We start from the raw sequence: 21392 nt of genomic DNA, 5'->3' as shown, positions 1-21392 counted from the left end.
GCAGTCGATCCAGAGCAAGGTTATTCACCGCGCAAGCCTCGATAACCAGGAAATAATGGCAAGATCACCCATGCCATTCTCACGATGCGCGTCCCCTAAATCTCCGTTGGTAGGTCTCATCATAAAGTGAACTGTTAGGAAAAGTCGCATGACCAAGCGTCCGACCAACAAGGATTATCGCAGTACGTTCTGGGGCTTTTTCGCTCATCATGCTGCAGATGCTCCCCAGGGTGCCTCGGGTGATCTGTTCGTCCGGCCAGGACGCCCGATAAACTATGGCAATGGGGCAGTCCAAACCATAGTGGGGGAGCAACTCCGAGACCACCTCATGCAGCACATGAATAGACAGATGCAAGGCCAAAACGGCGCCAGTCGCTGCAAATGCCGCCAAGTTCTCGCCCTTTGGCATTCCGGAGGCGCGGCCTGCGACCCGGGTAAGCACAAGCGACTGCGAAACTTCTGGGAGGGTCAGTTCACTCTTAAGAACAGCGGCGGCCGCAGCGAAGGACGGAACGCCTGGGGTTACGGTGTAGTCAATGCCGAGGTTATCAAGACATCGCAGTTGCTCCCCCATTGCACTCCAGATGGAGACATCGCCGGAATGCAGCCGCGACACATCGAGGCCAAGGCTGTCGGCCAGTCGAAATTCTTCTGTGATCTCGGCAAGGCTCATGGGTGCCGTGTCAACCACGCGGGCGTCCGGTGGACAAAACTTCAAGATATCCCGATGGACCAGAGACCCGGCGTACAAGCAGACTGGACATTTCGAAACCAGATCGCGGCCCCGAAGCGTGATCAGGTCGGGGGCTCCTGGTCCTGCTCCGATAAAATGTACAGTCACCGTTCATGCCTCCTTGCCAAGGCGCAGGTGGCATTCTTTCCCGTAATCTTGGGAACTAAGAGTTCCGAGTCTCTGCCGGCAGCGCCCAAGGCGGCCCCTTCTGCAACTGACGCGAACCCGGTCTTAAGGAGGCCGTGAACCGAAAGCGTCGCACATCGAGTCTGTGCAGTTTTCATAGCTTCTTCATCGACTGAAATCAGCGGCACGCCAAAATGTTCGGCAACTTCGAGAATGAAGGGCTGAGACCCTTTGAACTTCGGGATCGCGATCGCAGAAATCGAAACTCCCTCAGCCGAAAGCTCTACCGCGCGCTCGATTGTATTAATCACGTCTTCTTTGGAGGTCACTGCCCGCCATCCAATGCCCGCGAAGATCATGGTTTTGCAACTCGCCAATGAGTCACTGTCATCATCGGGCGGAACGCGTGGCGGTTGCCAATCTCATCTAGCCGATCAATAGAGATCCTGGTCAGTTTTCCTCCCAACCGCTTAAATGCCTGTCCAAGTAGCATATCGGTCTCCATGCTGACGCTGTTAATCACCAGCCGCCCCTGCGGCAGTAGGGCGTCCCAGCAGAGATCAACGAGTTTCTCATCCATTCCACCGCCAATAAATATTGCATTGGGTTGAGGAAGATCAGTCATGACATCGTTAGTCGAACCGACCATGACCTGCAGCCGTGTTGCACCCAATTCTCTGGCGTTGGATTCTGCCCTTCTTGCTCTGTCGGCTCTTCTTTCGATCCCTATCGCACGATTGAGAGGGTGTCGAAGGAGCCATTCGATGGCGACCGATCCCGAGCCACAACCGATATCCCAGAGCATTTCCCCGGCCCGCGGCGCCAAACTTGCAAGAGTAACTGCTCTCACTTCCTGTTTGGTCATTTGTCCGTCGTGTTCGAAAAAATCATCCTGAAGACCGTGGGTCAGCGGAATAATCGAGGCGTCAGGACCAGCCACTACCTCGATCCCCACGAGGTTCAGTTTCGCTACGTCCCACAAGTCGTAATCCACTGCTCGGACCGTTCTTCGCCTCTCGGCCTCGCTCCCCAGTCGTTCCATCACGTGCAGGCAAGACAGTCCATAGCCACGGGCGGTCAAGAAGACCGCTAGCTTGCCCGGAGTGGTGTCATCGGCGGAAAGGGCGACAATTCGATGCCCATGGTGCAGAAGCGGAGCTAGTGTCTCCAGTGGTCTACCACACAGGGATAAAAGCGAGGTCTCGTGCTGCGTCCAAAGCATCCGCGAGCACGCCAGCGAATATGATGAGACCGCCGGGTATGAGCGGATTTCATCACCCGGAACTATCGCCGCCAATGATGAGCCGACCCCATAAAGGAATGGGTCTCCCGAGGCCAATATGACGACGTTTTCGCCTCTGTACCCTAGTATCAGAGGAAAAGTACTGTCGAGAGGGCTGGCCCAAGACGCTCGCTCACCGGTAATGAGATGTCCAACCATCTCAAGGTGGCGTTGGCCTCCCACGACGAGCTTGGCTGTTTGGACGAGCGCGGATGAGAAGCGGGACAGACCAGCTTCCCCATCTTCGCCTATTCCAATGATATGTAGCCATTCCGCGGACATTCAAAAGGACTCGTCTTGGTGTACTGAATGGTAGCCTGTCTCCGACAGCTGTCTGTCTTTCGGCGTTTCCTCGGGCAAATTTAAACGGATCGATCCTGGTGCCGATGAAGGTTCTCATTCTGGGAGGAACAACTGAGGCCTCTGCCTTTGCGAGGATGATTGCAGGGGATTCCCGCTTCGAGGCGACCCTTTCCCTGGCCGGCGTAACCAATAAACCCGCCTCTCATCCCATTGATATGCGCATCGGTGGGTTTAGCGAAGAGGGGGGCTTGGCCATGTTCCTCATGGATCGGAAAATCGACGTCCTGGTCGATGCCACTCATCCATTCGCTACTAATATTTCCATGGCTGCCAAGATCGCAGCGGACAGCTGTGGTGTTCATTTGATCAACATCGTCAGGAGCGAATGGACCGCTGGGGTGGGTGACCGTTGGACAATGGTGCCCACTTTGGCCGATGCCATCAGGGGCCTCGGATTCAATCCGAGGCGAGTGTTCATGCCTGTAGGCAAAAAGGAGGTGGAGATCTCCAAACTGGCACCGCAGCACATCTATATCATTAGAACGATCGATCCCGTTCCACTGGCGAGGCTGCCACCGCTGAATGTGACGATTACAGCGCGAGGTCCCTTCGATGCCGAAAGCGAGCTCAACCTCATGGTTTCTAATCGCGTCGATATCATCATTGCCAAGAACTCCGGAGCAGCAGCGACGCAGGCCAAAATCGTAGCGGCCCGGACGCTCGGATTGCCTGTCATTATGGTGCAAAGGCCGCCAAAACCGCATGGTGATGCTTGCTTCCATTCGGCCCAGGAAGCCCATGAAGCTCTGCTGATTCACGCCAAATCCATTTTGCGGAACCGTGGCGTATAGACCCACGATGCTTTCTCCGGCCTGGAAATGATGCTGGTCATGCTCGATCCGATCATAACAAGGGTGCGCATATCAGCCCGTGATGGATCGGCGTCTTTGAGCGATACGACGTCGATCTTTTGGTCGGGATGACTCACCGCCGAGGCAAATATAACTGGTGTGTCCCCAGTTCGATATTTGCGAAAAACATCAAATGCCTGGGCTAAATGATCGGGTCGAGCCTTCGAGGCCGCATTGTACAAGGATATCACGAAATCCGCCTTTGCCGCAGCGTGAAGGCGATCCAGAATGACACTCCAGGGCTTTAAATTGTTTGAGAGCGAGATCGCGCAGAAATCATGCCCCAAGGGAGCGCCAACTGCAGAGGCGACAGCAAACATTGCAGAGACCCCGGGCACCACTTCGATTTCAAGATCGCGCCAGGCGCGGTCGCCGAGGTCAACCGCCTCAAATATAGCAGCCGCCATAGCAAAAACGCCGGCATCGCCAGAAGAGACCACCGCCACTTTCCGCCCCTGCGAGGTCATTTGTAGTGCATGCCGTGACCTGTTCAGTTCCTCTCGGTTGTCCGAAGAGTGGCGGCGCTGACCCTCTCTAAAGGGCACCCGGTCAACATAAGGACCATATCCCACAATGTCTGTTGCTTCCGCCAGAGCAGAGGCCGCAGCAGGAGTCACAAGTTCCGGAGCTCCTGGCCCGAGGCCTATGATGGTAAGCTTTCCTGTCATCGCTGTCTCTGACGGCCAGGGACCAGTACGATCGTGAAGTAACCAGCGTCATCATCAGTCTTGTCGATCATTCTTGAAATTCGCTCATTTGGCATCGACCCTTGCTCAATACAGAACGCCCGATCAAGCAGGCCGCTGCGTATCAATGCTGAACGAATCTTCGCCAGATTTCTGCCGACCTTCATGAAGACCGCCGCGTCGGCTCCGATGAGCCTCTCAACAAGTGCTTCTTCTGGAAGTGTTGCGGGGAGGACGACCAAGACATCGTCGCCATGGGTAATGGGCTGCATAGCACGCGTCCAGCATGCGCTCATACCAGTGACACCTGGAATAACTTCGACAACAAAAGATGAGCGAAGTCGGTCAAAGATATACATAAAAGAGCCATAGAAGAACGGGTCCCCCTCGCATAAAACGGCAACATCCTTGCCATCCAGGAGTTGGCTTTCAAGCTGCTCGGCGCAGACATCGTAGAACCTAATCATCTCGGTCTGGTACCGCGGATCCTTCAGATCCATCTCTGTCGTAAAAGGGTAGTGCAGTCGAATCTCGTTCGTTTTGGGATTCAAGAAATCGTTTGCAATCGACCGAGCATGACCTGTCTTCCCTCGTTTTGAGAAGAACGCTGTTACAGGGGCGGTTGCCAGGACCCTCGCAGCCTTGAGAGTCATCAACTCAGGATCGCCTGGACCGACACCCACGCCGAAAAGCTTTCCCCGCAGTGTCATTCGAACTCGCTGGCAAGTGCGTTCACCGCAGCAGCGGCCATCGCGCTTCCACCTCTGCGTCCTTTGACCACTACTGTGGGCAGCCGGCCATCAGTCAGAACAGCTTCCTTGGATTCCGCAGCCCCGATAAAACCGACCGGCATGGCGACGACGGCGGCCGGCTTTGGCGCACCTGCATCGATCATTTCCAGCAAATGGAAGAGCGCCGTTGGAGCGTTGCCGATAGCGACGAGAGAACCCTCCATCACATCCAACCAGAGGTCCAGAGCGGCTGCAGAACGCGTGTTGCCGATGCTGGCCGCATGAGACGCGACTCTTGGGTCATCAAGTGTGCATATAACCTTGTTTTCCGCCGGTAGACGCGAACGAGTAATTCCATGGGCGACCATTTTGGAATCGCAAAGGATGGGTTTTCCGGCAAGAAGGGCGTTACGCGCAGCGTCGTAAAAAGTCGGAGTGAAAGCAAGGTCCCGAGCTGTCTCCGTCAAACCGCAAGCGTGAATGATGCGTACGGCCACCCTGGCCTCTGCATCCGAGAAGCCACTAAGATCAGCCTCCTCTCGAATGGTCGCAAAAGACCTCCTATAGATTTCTGCGCCATCTCGAATGTAATTGTACACGGGCCGCATATGGTCAGCTTCCTCGCATCCGCTGCGCTGCTTGTTCAATATTCAGTCCGTGACTTTCGGGAACGTCAGTCGCGCGACCGTAGCGGACGAGGGAATATAGTCCGTCAAGGTTCCCGACCAGAGTAAAATCCGCCGCCGTTTGACGCGCACAGCCTTTGCCGCATGCGGAAATGTGCACACTGTTCCTTTCTGGAAGATCCAACGAAGCGATGAAATCAGCATCCTCCCTTGATCTCACCGTTGCGTTTGCACATCGCGGGCTACCAGGACAAGCGGCGATCTGGAGCCTGGGATCGCATGGTCTGGTTATCAATCCAGCGGACTCGGCCCAAGCCTTGACATGGTCTGCATCTGGCAAAGAAATTCCTGGAAAAACGAGGCTGCGCCATGGAGTGAGACCCAAGCGGCCCGCCCCTGCAGTCCGTGCTGCAGTTGCAAGGCCGATCATTTGGTCGGCGGAAATCTCTCCGTATGGGAGGCTCACTGCCAAATATCTCGGTGAATTGAAGCTCAACAATCCGGAAACGGAGACATTTGAGCCGCCTCGAGCATTCCGAGGTGAACACGGTTTCAGACCCGCTATGTCAAAGATCGCCCTCGTCCCGAGGCTCCCCACTAAGTCTCTCATCCGTCCAAACGGGTGATCATGAGAGGCGTTCACCCTTACGAATGCACGAGCCAAGGATGTGGCCGCCTCAGCCGCATCAGTTGCAGAACAGGTGGCAAACTCCGAAGATCCGTCAACCTCAATAGAGATAAGATCCCCGACGGCGCGTATCATGATATCTGCCCGAACGCCTGAGAGGGCAAGCGCCCCTCCGCCATCCACCAAAAAACCGAACTTTGGAGGCAGTGCAAAAAGATCAGGGTAGGATGCGATGGACGTTTCAACCGAAGATGCCAAAACATGAGAATTGAAGAGCGCGTCGGGATCGTCTCCGCCCAAAGGACTTGTCAACACATTGCGGATTTTCTCGCGCCGTGGATCGGCCGATCCCAAACCTAACGAGACAGCGAGTTCCGAAAAATCGGCCACTGTGGATGAGCTGAAGCCTCGAAATTGGAGATTTGCGCGGCTCGTCAATTCAACGATGCCGTTGCCATAGAGGGATGCGGCTTCAGCGACGGCAATTGCAGCCTCTATAGAAAGGTTGGAGCACGATGGCTTCAGCCGCACAAGCAGTCCGTCACCTGCGGGCATCGGCTCGAATAGAGTAGGGCACCATCCCTGACGTTTCGTGTCGGGTTTGGTCAAACGGACTTCCTCTCTTCAAGGAGCTTTACCACCGAATTTCGCCGAGGTTGCCACAAACCCCGACGTATCGCTTCATCAAAGCGCTCAATCATCGCCTGATGGGCGGCAGCATTTGACTTGCTCAAGAACTGGTTGACTGCATCACTTCCCAAGGTCTCTTCAAAGACTTGATCGAACTGGCGGTCGAAACGGTGGGAGAGAGTGGCAGAAAAGCCGAAGAGCCCATCTAATCCGCGCGCGATTTCTGCCGCGCCCCTGTATCCATGCCGCATCATACCAGCAATCCAGGCCTGGTTTGCCGCTCGCCCTCGCACCACCCGATTTACCTCTTCCTGGACGGTGCGGACCTTGGGATTCACAGGATTGATCATTTCCAAATGATACAGCGCGGGAGAACGTCCCATCTTCTCCGCGGCTGCGCTGAAACCGCCCTCGTGCGCAGCGAAATCCAGGCTATCGAGCAGGTCGACCTCACCGTGATCCTGCGGATGAACAAAACTGTCAGCTGTGTGAATCCGCTCCCGAAGCCCTACTGGATCATAAACAGCCTCGGCATTGCCGCCAAAAGCGAAACACGAGCTCTCGACGTAAGACTCGGCGAGGTCTTCCCGACTCTCCCACAGGCCACGCTGTAGCTGTTCGGCCGCCTGTACGCCGTATCTCCCTGGCGCATTGCCATAAATCCGGTGGGTCGCCGCTCTAAAGAAATCGCCTGCCAAAGGCCTGGCCACCGCAGCAACAGGATTGAAATCACTCGGCTCATCAAGACGCGCAACGGCCATAACCGCTTCATCAAACAGCTTCATCTGACTTGCAAAGACATCGCGAAACATGCCTGAGACGCGCAACGTAACATCCACTCTTGGTCCATCCAGATTTGCCATTGGCAGGATCTCGAAGCCTGTGACTCGGTTCGATCCATGATCCCAGGTGGGCCGTACGCCAAGCATGACAAGCGCCAGAGCAAGGTCTTCACCGCCGGTCCTGAGCGTTGTCGATCCCCAAACATTAATCACGGTCGCCCGCAGCCAATCTCCCTGATCCTGGAGGTGGCGACGGTTGAGCTCCTTCACAGATCGCTCGGCCAGCAGTACAGCAGACCTTGTCGGGATGGCCCTCGGATCAATCGTGTAAAGGTTGCGTCCTGTCGGCAGAACATCGGCGCGACCACGACTTGGAGCTCCGGCCGGACCTGGAATTATAAATCGGCCGTCCAAAGCTGCCAGAATGGCTCCTTGTTCAGCCTTTGCAGACTGTTCCAATCGTTCGTTCACCAATTCCAGGGGAAGCGCCGATGTCCTTGCAATCGTTGCTGCGAGACTACTCCGATGCTCTGGGCGGGGATCCTGGCCAAAGATGTGCAGTCCGTCTCTGATCTGTAGATCTTTGACGTCACATAAAAACGCATCAAGCCGCGTGAGCGCTTCTTCGTCCGGTGTCTCGGGTCGAACGCCGCTCTCCTCCAGCAACCCGGCTGATCCGGCGCGCTCCAGGATTTCCCGGCGCAAAAGGTTCATTCGGCGGCGGTCGAGTCCGTCCGCAGCCCCATATTCATCCAAGAGCTTCTCTAACTCGAGCGCGTTTCCCGATATGTCGGCAGCTCTCAAAGGAGGTGTCAAATGCCCGATCGTGACGGCTCCCAAGCGACGCTTAGCGACTGCCGCTTCGCCGGGGTTGTTAACAATAAACGGATAAATTACAGGAAGACCGCCCAACAGCGCCGTCGGTGCGCATTCCTTGGACAGAGCGACAGCTTTCCCAGGCAGCCACTCAAGGGAGCCGTGGGTTCCAAGATGAATCATCGCATCCACTGCTTGGACCGCTCTCAGCCACAAATAGAATGCTATATAGCCATGGCGGGGAGGTTGCTCCGGATCATGGTAGGACGCTTTTCGATCGAAGCTGCTCCCGCGATCTGGTTGGATGGCGAGGGTGACGGCGCCCACTTGAAATGTCCGGAAGCAAAATGCTCCGTCCACAAAGAATCGATCCTCATCTGCACCTCCCCAGGCTTCCATGACCTGACGCTGCAGCTGCAATGGAAACTCTTGGAAGAGTTTGAGATACTCGCAAAGCGTTAGCTTCGGGTTTGGAGGACCGGCAGTTAACACTTCTATCATTTGGGCAGAGAACGAATCTGCGCCAATCTCGCCTATGCCATACCCGTTTTCCGCCAGTAAATTCAGGATTGAATAGGCACTGGCTAGCGCGTCAAGTCCTACGGCGTGTGCAATCTGTCCCTTTGCCGCAGGATAGTCGGACAGCACCAGGGCGAGCCTCCGCTGCTTAGGCTGCAAACTGGACAATCGCGCCCAGCCCACGGCTCTCCGAACGGCAAGGTTTACGCCATCTGGATCGGCCGCATGAATTGTCCGGGTGAAGCCGGTTCCCGGAACATTCTCGCTCTCCGCTTTGAAAGATATGGCTGTCGTCAGAAGCCGGCCGTCCAGCTCCGGAAGGACGACATGCATTGCAAGGTCAGTCTCGGAGAGACCACGGGTTGACCTCTGCCACATCTCTTGAGATGACCCCGACAGGATCACCTGAAGGACTGGAACATTTGCCACATCCAGAGGTGAGCTGCCATTGTCGGTCCGGCGCGCAGCAAAGGCTGTGGCATTCAGAATTATGGAGGGACGCACCTCCCTCAAGACTTTGCTGATATACGCGGCACTCTCTTGCTGCTGGAGGCTCGTTACAAAATAAACGCGAACATTAAAATGCTGCGCCAACGCTGCGGCCAGCGTCGTGATCGGTTCGAGGTCTGAAGCAAGGAGATAAGCCCTATAGAAGATTAGAGCTGCAGATGGCTTGCCCTCCTCCACAGCCAAATTCAGTTGATATTCTCCCGCTGCGGGTAACTGTTGCGGCACCTGATCAGGATCGGGAGCCAAGCCCCCGAGATGCGCAGCATATTGCAAGGCTGCCAGAAGGTTCTCTTGTCCACCGAAACGAAAAAAATCCCGCAACCTAGAAAGGGCCGACGGTTGTAGGGTGGATAAGGCATTTAATCTGGCATCATCGATGTTGTCTCCGTCGAGAAGCGCAAGTGCGATGCCATGCGATTTACATAAACCGGATACTTCTGCTGCTCCATAGGGCCAGTAGTCCACACCGCCCAACAGTCGGACGATGACGCAACGGGCACTCCTCATCGTCTTCTCTAAATAGAGGTCCACCGACATCGGATGGCGGAGAGCCTTGAGATTTGCCAGCTGTAATGAAGGAAGTCCGTCGCGAGACTGCTCCCAAGCTGAAGCCACCGCTCCGAGATCTGAATCGGAAAATGACAGAAACACAATGTCGGCCGGCGACGGGTCGAGATCGATAACGGTGTCGGCCTCATCCAGGGATCTGGTCTCTCGCGCCAGGATATGCATGTTTTGCTTTGAGCGAGTTATTTATCGAACCGTGTCTTGCGCTTGGTCACCGACGATCATCGCCGCTATGCCTGACTTGTCGAAACCAGAGCGACCGATAACTACTATTCTTCCTGATCGGTCTTCGGACTTATCCCAAGGGCGATCGTATTGATGACGGAAGCGGCGGCCCACCCCCTGAATGAGAAGGCGAAGCGGTTTACCGTCTATCCCGATGAAGCCCTTTATTCTGAGGATATCATGAGCTTCAGCCGCCTTCTGAAGTTGAAGAAGAAGGGTCTCGGGAGCGCGCTGCTGAGGAACTGTCAGAATAAAACTATCAAAATCATCATGCTCATGATCATCGAGCCCGTCGTGATGAGAGGGTCGGGCGGCCAAGTCGTCCTCCACACCGGCACCCATGCCGAGGAGAATGGCCACATCTACCTTTGATTCCGTTGTCGTCAGGATCTTGATTGCGCGCGGAGTAGCCGACGCGATTTCACTCTTAACCCGGGACAGCGTGGCTTCGTCCATCAAGTCAATCTTGTTGATGATGATGAGATCCGCTGCGTTGATCTGGTCTTCATAGACCTCTTCCAGAGGATTGTCGTGATCGAGGCTGTCATCGGCCTGACGTTGCAGCGCGATGGCTTCGGGGTCATCGGCAAACCGTCCCTCAGCTACTGCGGGTCCGTCGACGACGGCAATAACACCGTCAACGGTTATCCGAGACCGCACGGTCGGCCAATCAAACGCCTTGAGAAGCGGCTTGGGCAATGCGAGACCCGATGTTTCGATCAAAATATGCTCAGGGGGCTCCGACCGGTTCAGCAATGCTTCCATCGTTGGCAAAAACTCATCCGCCACCGTGCAACACAGACAGCCGTTAGATAGCTCGACGATGTTTTCCTCCGGGCATGAGGTGATGCCGCAGCCCCGAAGGATTTCGCCATCCACTCCAACGGTACCAAACTCATTCACGATAAGCGCTAGGCGTCGGCCCCCTGCATTCTCAAGCAAATGCCGCACGAGCGTTGTCTTTCCAGCCCCTAAAAAGCCGGTGATGACCGTCGTTGGAATCTTCTCTGCCAAAATGTTCATTCGGTAAACTCCGTGTTCGGCAAGATCATTCCCGTGGAAGGCACTCTTCCGGCGATCGAGCTGTGCATTGAAGACGGTCTTCGAGACCTAAACACGTTGCCCGTCTCCGACCGCTGATAGGTTTCACAATAGGTCATCAGATCCGCAGCCATCTCCGCATTCAGGTCGCGCAGGAGATAGGTCCACTTTCCCGTGGCGGATATGCTTGCCGAGCAGGCGTGATCACAATTTGCCAAGCATGCCACCGGGCGCACTTCCACTGGCGCGTCGTCTCCGAAATCACCGGCAAGAGAGCGCATTGCTTCATAAAGCTGACGGCCGACAGCATTCTTTGCCTCAGCGTCAGCCGGGAGCGACGATTTGCAGGTCACGCAAATATGGAGTTTCGCTTTGGTCACTTTCTGATGCAGCCCTTCATCGCCGGTCGCTCGGGGTGGCATCAGTCGCGATGATCCAGGGGATCCCAGCATCAGATTCGATGCTGCCCGCCGCTGACACACCCCGTCCAGCTATCGGACCACATAGGACGGCAGGTCTCCTGGCTCGCGGATACAATCGCCTCTCGTACTTGCCTTCCCGACAAACTCGTCAGTGGCGCTAGCACAGGCTTTCCGCTTACAGTTGCGGGGGCAGCTTCAGCATGGTCGAAGTTCCCTTCAACGCCACTGAATTCCCTTTTCATCTTCCTAGTGTGGAAGAACCGTCCAAGGTTAGGTATGACCATTCTGACGGGACTGTCAATCCGCCAAGCTCCGACTTAGGTATACAGAGTTGCAAGTTGCAAACCTCCTCCTCACGCTTGTGCTCGGTGGTGCCCGTTCGGGCAAGAGCACTTATGCGGAAAAGTTGGTCCAGGACTCGCCAGCGCCGTGGTGCTATTTGGCGACTGCTGAGGCAGCAGACCACGAGATGCAGACACGGATAGATCAACATCGGTCGAGGCGAGGAGCAGGCTGGATCACTTTGGAGGCGCCAGTCGATCTGGCATTGGCCGTTCGATCAGTCCCTCTCACCCAAGCCGTCCTCGTGGATTGTCTGACCTTGTGGCTCACTAATCTGATGTTAGGAAATCATCGCCTCGAAAAGGCTTACGGGGATTTGGAGGGGGCGCTCAAGGCTCGAGAAGCACCCACGGTGCTTGTATCTAATGAGGTCGGGCTGGGGATCGTCCCCGACAATGCGCTAGCGAGATCCTTTCGCGACGAAGCGGGCCGGCTCAATCAACGAATGGCAGCGATCGCGGACCAGGTCATTCTTCTGGTGGCGGGTCTTCCAATGAAAGTCAAATGACGTGAACACATTTACCGATGCGGATCGCCATAAGGCAAAGATGGCAAAGCGCAAGGCGATCCAGGATGCGGAGGTTGCGTCCAAGACGATTGCTGAAAAAGGCCTTCTGATCGTTCACACGGGTCCGGGGAAAGGAAAATCGACTGCGGCATTCGGCCTGGCTCTCAGAATGATGGGGAATGGCGGCCGGGTCGGGGTGGTGCAGTTTATCAAAGGCGCTTGGTCGACTGGCGAGCGGGAGATGTTGACCCATTTTCGAGACCTCATCGAGTGGCACTCCATGGGGGAAGGGTTCACCTGGGAGACCCAGGACAGAGGGCGTGACATTGCTGCGGCTCAGGCTGCATGGGACCAAGCGGTGGCTCTCATGAAGGACCAAACCATCAGGCTGCTTATCCTGGACGAGCTCAACATCGTTCTTCGGTATGACTATCTGGCTCTCGCTCCCATCCTGACGGCGCTAACTGAACGGCGGGCGGATCTCCACGTTGTGGTGACGGGGCGCAATGCTCCGAAGGACCTCGTGGACATGGCTGATCTCGTCACCGAGATGGGGCAGGTGAAGCATCATTTCGCGGCGGGTGTAAAAGCACAGGCTGGAATCGAGTTCTAAGCCCATGGCCGCGATCATGTTCCAGGGCACCGGATCCAATGTTGGAAAATCGTTGATTGTGGCCGGATTGGCGAGAGCGTTCGCCAATCGGGGCAAAAGCGTAATCCCCTTCAAGCCGCAGAATATGTCGAACAATGCAGCCGTTACCGTGGACGGCGGAGAAATCGGCAGGGCGCAAGCTCTACAGGCAAAAGCGGCGCGTAAGCCATTGTCTGTGCACATGAACCCCGTTCTGCTGAAACCGCAAAGCGATATTGGCTCTCAAATTGTCGTTCAAGGAAAAGTGTGGGGGAACGCGACTGCGAAGCAATACCAGGCTTTGAAGAGTCAACTCATGCCGGCGGTCATGGATAGCTTCGCGCTGGTGCAAGCTCAGGCGGATCTCGTCCTCGTTGAAGGTGCGGGCAGCGCATCTGAAATCAACCTTCGTCAGGACGACATCGCCAATATGGGCTTTGCACGCGCGAGCAATACGCCGGTGGTGCTGGTTGGCGATATCGATCGCGGTGGCGTCATTGCCAGCCTCGTCGGGACCAGATCAGTCATCGACCCGCTGGATGCGCGACTGATCAAAGGATTCATCGTCAATAAGATGAGGGGAGACCGTAGTCTTTTCGATGCTGGGATGCGCGCAATCTCCAAGGCATCAGGATGGCCAGCGCTAGGGCTCGTTCCCTACTTTACCAGAGCGAAATTCCTTCCGGCGGAGGATGCCTTTGAACTCGAGCAGAGGCTGTCTGCATCGGCAAGGCCAGCGAAGCTCACCATCGCGGTGATCATGCTGCCTAGGATTTCGAATTTTGACGATCTCGACCCTTTGATCGCCGAACCTGATGTTAATCTCGTCTTTCTGAAGCCAGGGGAGGTGCTCCCCATTTGTGATGTTGTCATCCTGCCGGGATCAAAATCCACGATCTCCGACCTCGCGGAGCTCTTCGAACACGGTTGGGATATCGACATCAAAGCTCATGTCAGGCGCGGCGGCCGGGTGCTGGGAATTTGTGGCGGCTTTCAAATGCTTGGCCGGGAAGTCAGGGATCCAGAGGGGACGGAGGGTCCGATCACCCATATTGAGGGGCTGGGTCTGTTTGACTGCGTAACGGTTCTTAGGGGAGAAAAGCTGCTCAGGGAGGTGGAGGGGCTCGATCTTAAGGATGGCGTCCCATTCAAGGGTTACGAGATGCATATCGGCGAGACCCGCTTCGACGTTCCCCCTGATCGATTTTTGAAGTTCAGTGACGGGCGGGAGGACGGCGCAGTCTCTGCTCACGGTCGAGTGCAGGGAACATATGTGCACGGATTGTTTGCGCATGACGGCTTTCGGATGGCATGGCTTCAGTCTCTTGGACAGGCTCCGGAGCCTCGTTCCCATGAGGCAGAGGTGGATGCAGTTCTGGACGAACTCGCGGCCCATCTCGAGGAACATATGGACATTGATCAGATCCTCAAGCTTGCCAGGTGAGTCCCATCAACACTAATAATATTGCAGCCAAGCCAAGGATTTGGACGCTGCAGGCAAGGCGGTAGAGCTTCAGGGCGCGTCGGATATCACTTGCACTGGCTGCGCTGCGTCCGGCTCCCATCCAAGCATCGTCTGTGACACTGGCGCCATAGGTTTTCGGCCCGTTGAGCTGCAGGCCAAGTGCTCCTGCAAAAGCAGCCTCCGGCCACCCCGCATTCGGGGACCGATGACGGGAGGCGTCCCGCCGCACTGCTGTCCATGCGGATGTGGGATCCGCACCCTCCAGCATGAAACTCGCCAATAAAATCCATATGACGGACAGACGAGAGGCGGGCAAATTTATCAGGTCGTCGAGGCGAGCGGAACACCAGCCAAAGTCTGCGTATTTTGGGCTCTTATGGCCCACCATGCTGTCCGCCGTATTAATGGATTTGTAGAAAACCACACCAGGCAGACCAAAACAGGCGCACCAGAACGCGGGGGCTACGACACCGTCCGAAAAATTCTCCGCTAAACTCTCAATCGCCGCCCGAGCGACGCCCGCTTCATCGAGCTTCTGAGGGTCCCTGCCAACGATGCTTGAAACGGCTTGGCGCGCCGCAGAGAGACCCTGGCGGTCAAGAGCAGTTGCGACTGCCTCAACATGTTCATGCAAGCTTCGCTGTGCGAACAAGGTGGAACAGATTATTGCCAGAAGAGCCAGTGCGACTATCGGAGGCAAGTATTGGACCGCCAAGACCTGCAGGATCACTGCAGGAACCACGAAGATGAAGATGGTGAGCGCCGTAGCCGCGATACCGGCGAACCGCCGCTGGGTTGACCCTAAGGCTTCACGATTGAGAGACGCATCCAGAGACGCGATCAATTTACCGATCCAGACGACCGGATGGCTCAGTCGCTTGTATACAGAAGCAGGATAGCCCACCGCCGCTTCAATGAGTAATGCAGACACGGCGAGTATAAGCCACCAAACCATGAATGTCTTTCTTGATGGCGCATGCGCCTTGTGAAAGCATCAAGCCGTATGGGCTCATGAACTGAAAGGCCATTCGACCTTCGGCCAGAACACATTATTCAGCTTGGTGTAAGGTATAGTTGCAAAGTTCGAGTCCAGTGCGCCGGGCGTTGCGGCATAGATTATCTTCGCGCTGACGGGCGCGAAACCCGCATGAAAATGTTGGGTGGACTTCACGACAACGATCTTTCGGGACGTAATGTCCAGCCCAAGGGCCTGGAACCCATCAGGATTGAACACCTGGGTTCGAAGCGACGTGACTATGATGTCAATTCCCTCGGCTTCAATCCAGGCAGACGGACCTAGGCTGTTTGGGGACCGGCCGAAGTGCTGAACCGGCTTTTCTTCAAGGCCACGGACGATAACATTCAAGTCCAATGGCATGCCCGATGCCGCACCACATTTTCCGCCCAGACGCAGCTGGAATCGAGCGCCACGGCCAGCGTCGAAGCAAAACTTCACGGCCATGGGATCCCAGAAGTAACCGCAGGCGGTGTTGCTAATCCCTCGCTCCAACAATCTTTCCAAGCAGAAGGTCGAATCGCTCGGGGCTCCCCCACCGGGATTGTCAGCCACATCGGCTATGACAACGGGACCGGCAGGGTGTTGCAGCGCCTCATCAAGGGCTTGGTCAAAAGAGACAAAGCGGGGCGCGATCTGGTGGCGCATCGAGAAGAATTCCTCACCCAGGCTCCGCGCCAGCAGAGCGGCCTTTTCGCGGTCGCCATCCGCGATAACAAGAACCTTGGCTCCGACATCCGGATTATCTGCCCAGGGAAACGAATGTGAGAGCGTGACCGAGAGGATGCCGTCCTTGCCTTCCAGGGAGATAATACGATCGATGAAGCCCCTCAGTGGCTGCTCAGTTGTGCGAAACGTGCCAATCATGCGACAATCAAAAACGGCCATGCATGGCGTCGTGCGCCCGAGAGCCGCGTCAAGGGCAAGGCCAATAAGCTCCTCGGCACGCTCGGAAATGTCCACATGCGGATATTCTTTATAACCCACCAACAGATCTGCATTCTCAACCATGCGATCGGAGAGGTGGGCATGAAGATCGAACTCCGCTCCAATGATGATAGCCGGTCCGACAATACTTCTGACCTTTGCCAGAATATCACCTTCACAATCATCATATCCTTCGGCCGCCATCGCGCCATGAAGAGCCAGAAGCACAACATCAACCGGCCCAGCGGCCCGCAGATCCCGAAGGATCTCGTCCCGAAGCTCCTCATAAACGGCGCCGATGATCAAGCCGCCAGGTTCTGCATAGGTGCACAGGGACTCGACGATTTCGCATCCGGCGGCCTCGCCAATTCGGCGCCACACATGAAGCTGCGCCGAGCAGTAATTCGCAGGCAAGCTCGTGGCATTGCCATGGGCCATAAAACCGTCTTCAAATCCTCGCCGGCCCGTGGGTAACGGCGCAAAGGTATTGGTTTCCGTGTCAAATCCGGCGATGAAGATTTTCATGTAGGAGACGGGACTCAGTTGAAGAGACAGTGATTCAGGGCTTTAAAGGACCATAGCAGAGGAACGCTTTCTCGCGCCACGCACCCGATCTTGCTACTTCGTCTCAAAGAGACCATTTCCTAGGGCCATTTCCGGCTTTCGATAATCGATCGCCTTAAGATAACGAGGCATGATCTTTCATGAAGCAGATTGTCGTGTTCACCGCCGGAGATCTGCTTTGCGCCTTCACGGCGAGCGCCGTGGAAGAAATTTTGCCGATGCCGCGATTGTGGCGTCACCCCAGTCTGCCCAGGGTTGTCGAAGGCTTCTTCCGGTTCGGATCGACGGTCGTTGCGACCCTCAACTTCAATCTGCTTTTCGATATCCCGAAAAGCAGAGGCGATGAAGGCGAACTCTATCAGCATCTGGTGTTGATCAAGGCGAGAGAAGGTCAGTTGATCGCAGTGCTGGTGGAGCGGGTCGTCGACGTGACAATGGCCGACATGGTGGCCGTCGAGGTGACATCGGAGAGTGAGAGCCTCAATGATTGTGTGGAACAAGGCGTTGCTTATGGGGAACGTTTCGTTTCGGTTCTGAATTCTCAAAGGCTGATGATCGAAACCGAGCGCCAGAAGCTCACCGACATGACGCGGGAAGCGGAACGTCGAGCGGCCGAATGGAGCGACCTGCCAGGCGAATCTCGTCCATGAAGAGCCGTGTTTCAGACTCCTGGCAAGGGGATCCGGCCTTTGCCAGATTGAAGAAACTAATCATCGACCGCACAGGGCATGCCTATTTCGATGACAAAGACAGTGCCTTATGGGAGCGGATCAAGCGGCGGCTCGTCGCAACGCAGTCGTCAAGCAGCGATGACTACATGGCCTTCCTCCAGGACTCTCGCGCCGGTGAAGCCGAATGGGCGCGGCTGGAAGCGGAGATTACCATTGGAGAGACCTTTTTCTTCCGTTACCTCGAACAGTTCGCCGCGTTGCGGACGACCATCCTGCCCGACATCGTTCAACGGAACGCCGAGTCCCGGAGGATCCGAATCTGGAGCGCCGGCTGTTCCACCGGAGCGGAAACCTATTCCATTGCGATCGTTCTCAAGGAACTTCTTGCAGCAGAATTCGACGCCTGGCGGGTGAGGATCGTCGGGACCGACATCAACGAGGATTCCCTGGCTGTGGCTCGCCATGGCTGGTATGGCCAATGGGCTCTCCGGACCGTGAGCAGTGCGGAGCGCAGCAAGTATTTCGTCGTCAATCCTGAGGGAAAGCAATGGCGGATTCGGCCCGAATTCCACAGCATTCCGGCTTTCGAGCGACATAATCTTCTCAGTCTGCTGAACGACACTTCTCCGCTGCAGTTTAGTGATTTCGACCTGATTTTGTGTCGCAACGTTCTCATTTATTTCGAGCCGGACACGGCCATTGCCATCATGGGCAAACTTCGCGACCGACTGGCCCCCGACGGATGGCTGCTGGTGGGGACGGCGGAGCCTAGTCCAATCTTTTCAGGCATGTTGGGGGTCGTTACTCTTCCCGGAACTATTGCCTATCGCCGCTCCGAGATCTTGGCGGCGGAGGAGACTCATCTTCGCGGCGGCTTTGAAGACACCAATGTCCGGCCCATCGAGCCAGGCCCGGGCAAGGCGATTTCAAAATCCCCAACGGCCCGGGCGAAAAAGACATCAAAGAGTATAATACCTGCGGTAGCACCCGAGAAAGAACAGTCGACACCTGTCGATGAAGTCAAGGATCTGGCGGGTCGAGGAGATCTGACCGCTGCTCTCTTGAGGTGCCGAGAAATACTGCGTAAAGAGTCGGAAAATCCATTGCCTCATTACTATGAGGGGTTGATTACTCAGGCTCTCGCCGATCAGAAATCGGCAGATCTTGCGTTTCGAAAGGCAATCTATCTGGACAAAGGTTTCATCATGGCGCATTTCCAGCTTGGGCTGCTCAAGCTCCGCGAAGGCGACAGACAATCGGGGCGGCGATTCATGATTAATGCAGTTCGACTGGCCAATGCTCTCCCAGATCATTCGCTGGTCGATGAAGGAAACGGGCTTTCCGTGCTACTGCTCAAGCAAAGCATCGCGCTTCATCTCGGCCAGGATGCCACCGGATAATGCCTAAAAGAGCCAAATTTTCGCCTGAAGCGCAGCGGCGGCAACAGGAAATCATCGGACATCGCCGCGATGCGAAGCGCACGGCGAAGGAATTCCGGGAAGCCATTCTCGACGAGCGGACACGGCGTTTGGTGCAACGCGAGGCGGAAGATGTCGCGCAGGCGCCCTGGGACCGGGAGGGTGTGGTCCTGTGCCATGCCGGCGGTGAACGCTTCGGCCTCCGGCTCAGGGAAGTCCGCGCGATCGTCCCTGATGAACATGTTGTGTCATGCCCAAGTACAGTCTCAGACCTTTCAGGCATATACGCTGCTTCCGATGGTCTCTACAATGTCATCGACCTTGCAAGTCTTGTCGGATTGAAGTCAACCGCTGCGGACAATGCGAAGCTGGTTCTCCTTCACTTTCCCAATGGGCGTGTCGCCTTTAGGGTGGATGATGTCGAGCAAGTCGATGACTTCCGATATACTGAGGGGAATTTTGAACTTGGTCTGCCACTGGAAGCGAGCGGTGCAATCCGCTATGCAGACGGTCAGGAGGGAGGCGGCGAGACGGTCGCCTTCTTGACGCTTGGCCCTTTGCTTGAACCATTGTTCGCAAAATCACTGTCGGGAGCACGATGATCGTGGGCTTGTCCATCGGAAATAGAATACTTCTGGGATTTGCACTGATCATCGCAGTCTTGATCGGAGTATCCTTTTACATCTTGGCGCAGTTCGGAACTGTCAGGGATGCAACGGATCTTATTGTCACGCGCGATTTCGCGACGATGCGGCAGTTTGATCGTGCGCTTACTGAAGAGCGGACTTTAGGAGCGGCGCAAGAGCAGAGTCTCGCCGCGTTTCTCTTCCGACAACTGGGACGGGTCACGCCGGGCGAAGAGCCCAGCGCCGTCTGGAGACGGCAGGCAGCGGTCACCGAGGGGGTCCTCTCCGAGACACTTTCCTCAGTCGAAGGCTATCGCGACCAAGCTATCGCCATCGAACGAAAAGAAGCCTGGACCCGTTTGACGCAAAGCTTGAAGCAAGCAAGTGAACAGTTCCAGAAATTGCGGACCGAGACTGAACGTCAGTTCGCTGCGATTAGTGCCAATAACCTCGATGAGGCCATTGCTGCGCAGGATCGGATTGTTGCAGAGCGTGTCGAATTCTTGAGAATATTTGAGGATAGCCGAGATGTCCTGACGGGCGTGGTGGTGGCGGGCCAGAACCGGTCGACAGAAATCTACAATACCAGCCGGCAATCGATCGTCATTGCACTGATCTTGACGGTTATACTGGGCATCGTCGTGAGTTATGCTTTGCGGCAGTCCATCGTCCGGCCCCTGACCGCCTTCATGGATTTCGCCGAGCAGGTGGGTCAAGGGGACCTCAATGCGCGCGCCCATACCGGAAGTAACGAGCTCGGCCGGCTGGGCGGCTCGCTCAACGAAATGGTGGGCGGACTGAGAACACTCACCCTGCAGGGGCGCGAGGCGACGGGCAATCTCAACGCAGCGGCGGAAGAGATCCGCGCCTCAACCCAGGAGCAGGCCGCCAGCGTCGCCGAGCAGCTGGCCGCCGTGCAGGAGACGGCCGCAACCGTCGACGAGATCACTCATGCCGGAGCGCAAATCGGCAAGCGCGCCCAAGAGGTTATCGCCGGTGCGCAAAGCACGGTGCAGACCAGCAATGCCGGTCTGAAAGCTGTCGATGATGCCACCAAAGCCATGGATCTCATTCGCGAGCAGGCCGAAGCCGTCGCCGAAAACATCGTGTCCCTGAGCGAAAAGACACAGGCCATCGGCGATATCATCGCCACTGTGAACGATATTTCGGAGCGCTCACATCTCTTAGCGCTCAACGCGGCGATCGAGGCCGCTGCCGCCGGCGAGGCCGGACGAAGCTTCGCGGTGGTCGCCGCCGAGATGAAAATGCTGGCGGATCAAGCCAAGGAGGCGACCAGCCAGGTGCGCTCCATCCTTGGGGATATCCAGCGCGGCATCAATTTTTCAGTCATGCTGACCGAAGAAGCCGTAAAAAGAGTTACGGCAGGAAAAGAGCAGACGGACACGGCTCAGCAGACAATCGAAGAAATCACCGGTCAGATGCAAGAAAACGTGCAGACTTTCCAGCAAATCGTTGCTTCCACAAATCAGCAACAGCTGGGCATCGAGCAGGTCATGGGGGCGCTACAGAATATCCGAGAGGCCAGCCAGCAGACTGCGGAAAGCACCCGGCAATTGGACCAAGCTGCTGAAAACCTTACCAAATTATCCCAGCAGCTGGTCGGATTGACGGAGCGGTACAAGGTTTGAGGGCCGGCGGAACCGGGTTTCCGATGAGGCGCAGGGAA

20 protein-coding genes, 1 pseudogene and 1 riboswitch are annotated in these 21392 nt (G+C 56.1%); of the genes and pseudogenes, 8 read left to right on the top strand and 13 right to left on the bottom strand.

Annotated elements, in window-relative coordinates; translation table 11 throughout:
* Nucleotides 1–79: 79 nt before the first annotated feature.
* The 4 genes and pseudogenes from cobM to cbiE all read right to left on the bottom strand — a co-directional run.
* Complete coding sequence (gene cobM, locus FKM97_RS23470) at nucleotides 80–841, bottom strand: precorrin-4 C(11)-methyltransferase (protein WP_144294899.1); 762 nt, start codon at nucleotides 839–841, stop codon at nucleotides 80–82.
* Complete coding sequence (locus FKM97_RS23465; RefSeq protein WP_144294898.1) at nucleotides 838–1218, bottom strand: cobalamin biosynthesis protein; 381 nt, start codon at nucleotides 1216–1218, stop codon at nucleotides 838–840. The genes cobM and FKM97_RS23465 overlap by 4 nt, the downstream gene beginning before the upstream one ends.
* Complete coding sequence (cbiT, locus tag FKM97_RS27105) at nucleotides 1215–1853, bottom strand: precorrin-6Y C5,15-methyltransferase (decarboxylating) subunit CbiT (RefSeq protein WP_342783574.1); 639 nt, start codon at nucleotides 1851–1853, stop codon at nucleotides 1215–1217. The genes FKM97_RS23465 and cbiT overlap by 4 nt, the downstream gene beginning before the upstream one ends.
* Nucleotides 1854–1865: 12 nt before the next feature.
* Nucleotides 1866–2423 (bottom strand): annotated as a pseudogene (gene cbiE, locus FKM97_RS27100) (precorrin-6y C5,15-methyltransferase (decarboxylating) subunit CbiE); the annotation flags it as partial.
* Nucleotides 2424–2527: 104 nt separating this feature from the next.
* Here cbiE and FKM97_RS23455 point away from each other — a divergent pair.
* Nucleotides 2528–3295: a cobalt-precorrin-6A reductase gene (locus FKM97_RS23455; protein WP_246105242.1), complete on the top strand. Its 768-nt coding sequence runs from the start codon at nucleotides 2528–2530 to the stop codon at nucleotides 3293–3295.
* Here the strand turns inward: FKM97_RS23455 and cobJ are convergent.
* The 7 genes from cobJ to FKM97_RS27280 are packed head-to-tail and all read right to left on the bottom strand — an operon-like array spanning nucleotide 3259 to nucleotide 11538.
* Nucleotides 3259–4023, bottom strand: coding sequence for a precorrin-3B C(17)-methyltransferase (cobJ, locus tag FKM97_RS23450; protein ID WP_144294895.1), 765 nt, complete (start codon nucleotides 4021–4023; stop codon nucleotides 3259–3261). The two genes, FKM97_RS23455 and cobJ, sit on opposite strands and share 37 nt — an antisense overlap.
* On the bottom strand, nucleotides 4020–4751 hold the full coding sequence (locus tag FKM97_RS23445; protein ID WP_144294894.1) for a precorrin-2 C(20)-methyltransferase: 732 nt from the start codon (nucleotides 4749–4751) through the stop codon (nucleotides 4020–4022). Before FKM97_RS23445 ends, cobJ begins: the two co-directional genes overlap by 4 nt.
* On the bottom strand, nucleotides 4748–5380 hold the full coding sequence (locus FKM97_RS23440; protein WP_144294934.1) for a precorrin-8X methylmutase: 633 nt from the start codon (nucleotides 5378–5380) through the stop codon (nucleotides 4748–4750). The genes FKM97_RS23445 and FKM97_RS23440 overlap by 4 nt, the downstream gene beginning before the upstream one ends.
* A 4-nt stretch (nucleotides 5381–5384) precedes the next feature.
* Nucleotides 5385–6635, bottom strand: a complete 1251-nt coding sequence (gene cobG, locus FKM97_RS27285) for a precorrin-3B synthase (protein WP_144294893.1) — start codon at nucleotides 6633–6635, stop codon at nucleotides 5385–5387.
* A complete protein-coding gene (cobN, locus tag FKM97_RS23430; protein ID WP_144294892.1) occupies nucleotides 6632–10015 on the bottom strand; it encodes a cobaltochelatase subunit CobN in 3384 nt (1127 codons plus the stop codon). The genes cobG and cobN overlap by 4 nt, the downstream gene beginning before the upstream one ends.
* 21 nt (nucleotides 10016–10036) lie before the next feature.
* Nucleotides 10037–11098: a cobalamin biosynthesis protein CobW gene (gene cobW / locus FKM97_RS23425; protein ID WP_144294891.1), complete on the bottom strand. Its 1062-nt coding sequence runs from the start codon at nucleotides 11096–11098 to the stop codon at nucleotides 10037–10039.
* On the bottom strand, nucleotides 11095–11538 hold the full coding sequence (locus tag FKM97_RS27280) for a DUF1636 family protein (RefSeq protein WP_170241102.1): 444 nt from the start codon (nucleotides 11536–11538) through the stop codon (nucleotides 11095–11097). The genes cobW and FKM97_RS27280 overlap by 4 nt, the downstream gene beginning before the upstream one ends.
* Before the next feature lie 71 nt (nucleotides 11539–11609).
* A riboswitch (cobalamin riboswitch) is annotated at nucleotides 11610–11818 on the bottom strand.
* 51 nt (nucleotides 11819–11869) lie between these two features.
* Here FKM97_RS27280 and cobU point away from each other — a divergent pair.
* Genes cobU through FKM97_RS23405 form a run of 3 tightly spaced genes read left to right on the top strand, consistent with a single transcriptional unit; the run spans nucleotide 11870 to nucleotide 14463 of the window.
* Nucleotides 11870–12388 (top strand): bifunctional adenosylcobinamide kinase/adenosylcobinamide-phosphate guanylyltransferase, encoded by a 519-nt coding sequence (cobU, locus tag FKM97_RS23415; RefSeq protein ID WP_144294889.1) that lies wholly within the window; start codon nucleotides 11870–11872, stop codon nucleotides 12386–12388.
* A 1-nt stretch (nucleotide 12389) separates the two neighbouring features.
* Entirely contained in the window at nucleotides 12390–13001 is a 612-nt protein-coding gene (gene cobO, locus FKM97_RS23410; protein ID WP_205015288.1) for a cob(I)yrinic acid a,c-diamide adenosyltransferase, read from the top strand.
* Nucleotides 13002–13005: 4 nt separating this feature from the next.
* On the top strand, nucleotides 13006–14463 hold the full coding sequence (locus tag FKM97_RS23405; RefSeq protein ID WP_144294888.1) for a cobyric acid synthase: 1458 nt from the start codon (nucleotides 13006–13008) through the stop codon (nucleotides 14461–14463).
* Here the strand turns inward: FKM97_RS23405 and cbiB are convergent.
* Together cbiB and FKM97_RS23395 are read right to left on the bottom strand one after the other, a co-directional pair.
* A complete protein-coding gene (gene cbiB / locus FKM97_RS23400) occupies nucleotides 14447–15439 on the bottom strand; it encodes an adenosylcobinamide-phosphate synthase CbiB (RefSeq protein WP_144294887.1) in 993 nt (330 codons plus the stop codon). The two genes, FKM97_RS23405 and cbiB, sit on opposite strands and share 17 nt — an antisense overlap.
* A 54-nt stretch (nucleotides 15440–15493) precedes the next feature.
* Nucleotides 15494–16951, bottom strand: coding sequence for a M81 family metallopeptidase (locus FKM97_RS23395; protein WP_144294886.1), 1458 nt, complete (start codon nucleotides 16949–16951; stop codon nucleotides 15494–15496).
* A 179-nt stretch (nucleotides 16952–17130) separates the two neighbouring features.
* On the opposite strand from FKM97_RS23395, the gene FKM97_RS23390 reads away from it, so the two are divergent.
* The 4 genes from FKM97_RS23390 to FKM97_RS23375 are packed head-to-tail and all read left to right on the top strand — an operon-like array spanning nucleotide 17131 to nucleotide 21354.
* Entirely contained in the window at nucleotides 17131–17640 is a 510-nt protein-coding gene (locus tag FKM97_RS23390; RefSeq protein ID WP_144294885.1) for a chemotaxis protein CheW, read from the top strand.
* Nucleotides 17607–19061 (top strand): CheR family methyltransferase, encoded by a 1455-nt coding sequence (locus tag FKM97_RS23385; protein WP_342783573.1) that lies wholly within the window; start codon nucleotides 17607–17609, stop codon nucleotides 19059–19061. Before FKM97_RS23390 ends, FKM97_RS23385 begins: the two co-directional genes overlap by 34 nt.
* On the top strand, nucleotides 19061–19681 hold the full coding sequence (locus FKM97_RS23380; protein ID WP_144294883.1) for a chemotaxis protein CheW: 621 nt from the start codon (nucleotides 19061–19063) through the stop codon (nucleotides 19679–19681). The genes FKM97_RS23385 and FKM97_RS23380 overlap by 1 nt, the downstream gene beginning before the upstream one ends.
* Nucleotides 19678–21354: a methyl-accepting chemotaxis protein gene (locus FKM97_RS23375; RefSeq protein WP_246105237.1), complete on the top strand. Its 1677-nt coding sequence runs from the start codon at nucleotides 19678–19680 to the stop codon at nucleotides 21352–21354. Before FKM97_RS23380 ends, FKM97_RS23375 begins: the two co-directional genes overlap by 4 nt.
* The last annotated feature ends 38 nt before the right edge of the window (nucleotides 21355–21392 follow it).

It is taken from the genome of Rhodoligotrophos appendicifer (genome assembly GCF_007474605.1).
Lineage (GTDB): Bacteria > Pseudomonadota > Alphaproteobacteria > Rhizobiales > Im1 > Rhodoligotrophos > Rhodoligotrophos appendicifer.
This window is presented reverse-complemented; position numbering and strand designations above follow the sequence as displayed.

Coding starts and splice junctions, on each gene's coding strand:
- FKM97_RS23465 (WP_144294898.1), bottom strand. CDS start 1,218: ATGATCTTCGCGGGCATTGGATGGCGGGCAGTGACCTCCAAAGAAGAC.
- FKM97_RS23455 (WP_246105242.1), top strand. CDS start 2,528: ATGAAGGTTCTCATTCTGGGAGGAACAACTGAGGCCTCTGCCTTTGCG.
- cobJ (WP_144294895.1), bottom strand. CDS start 4,023: ATGACAGGAAAGCTTACCATCATAGGCCTCGGGCCAGGAGCTCCGGAA.
- FKM97_RS23445 (WP_144294894.1), bottom strand. CDS start 4,751: ATGACACTGCGGGGAAAGCTTTTCGGCGTGGGTGTCGGTCCAGGCGAT.
- FKM97_RS23440 (WP_144294934.1), bottom strand. CDS start 5,380: ATGCGGCCCGTGTACAATTACATTCGAGATGGCGCAGAAATCTATAGG.
- cobN (WP_144294892.1), bottom strand. CDS start 10,015: ATGCATATCCTGGCGCGAGAGACCAGATCCCTGGATGAGGCCGACACC.
- cobW (WP_144294891.1), bottom strand. CDS start 11,098: ATGAACATTTTGGCAGAGAAGATTCCAACGACGGTCATCACCGGCTTT.
- FKM97_RS27280 (WP_170241102.1), bottom strand. CDS start 11,538: ATGCCACCCCGAGCGACCGGCGATGAAGGGCTGCATCAGAAAGTGACC.
- FKM97_RS23405 (WP_144294888.1), top strand. CDS start 13,006: ATGGCCGCGATCATGTTCCAGGGCACCGGATCCAATGTTGGAAAATCG.
- cbiB (WP_144294887.1), bottom strand. CDS start 15,439: ATGGTTTGGTGGCTTATACTCGCCGTGTCTGCATTACTCATTGAAGCG.
- FKM97_RS23395 (WP_144294886.1), bottom strand. CDS start 16,951: ATGAAAATCTTCATCGCCGGATTTGACACGGAAACCAATACCTTTGCG.
- FKM97_RS23390 (WP_144294885.1), top strand. CDS start 17,131: ATGAAGCAGATTGTCGTGTTCACCGCCGGAGATCTGCTTTGCGCCTTC.
- FKM97_RS23385 (WP_342783573.1), top strand. CDS start 17,607: ATGGAGCGACCTGCCAGGCGAATCTCGTCCATGAAGAGCCGTGTTTCA.
- FKM97_RS23380 (WP_144294883.1), top strand. CDS start 19,061: ATGCCTAAAAGAGCCAAATTTTCGCCTGAAGCGCAGCGGCGGCAACAG.
- FKM97_RS23375 (WP_246105237.1), top strand. CDS start 19,678: ATGATCGTGGGCTTGTCCATCGGAAATAGAATACTTCTGGGATTTGCA.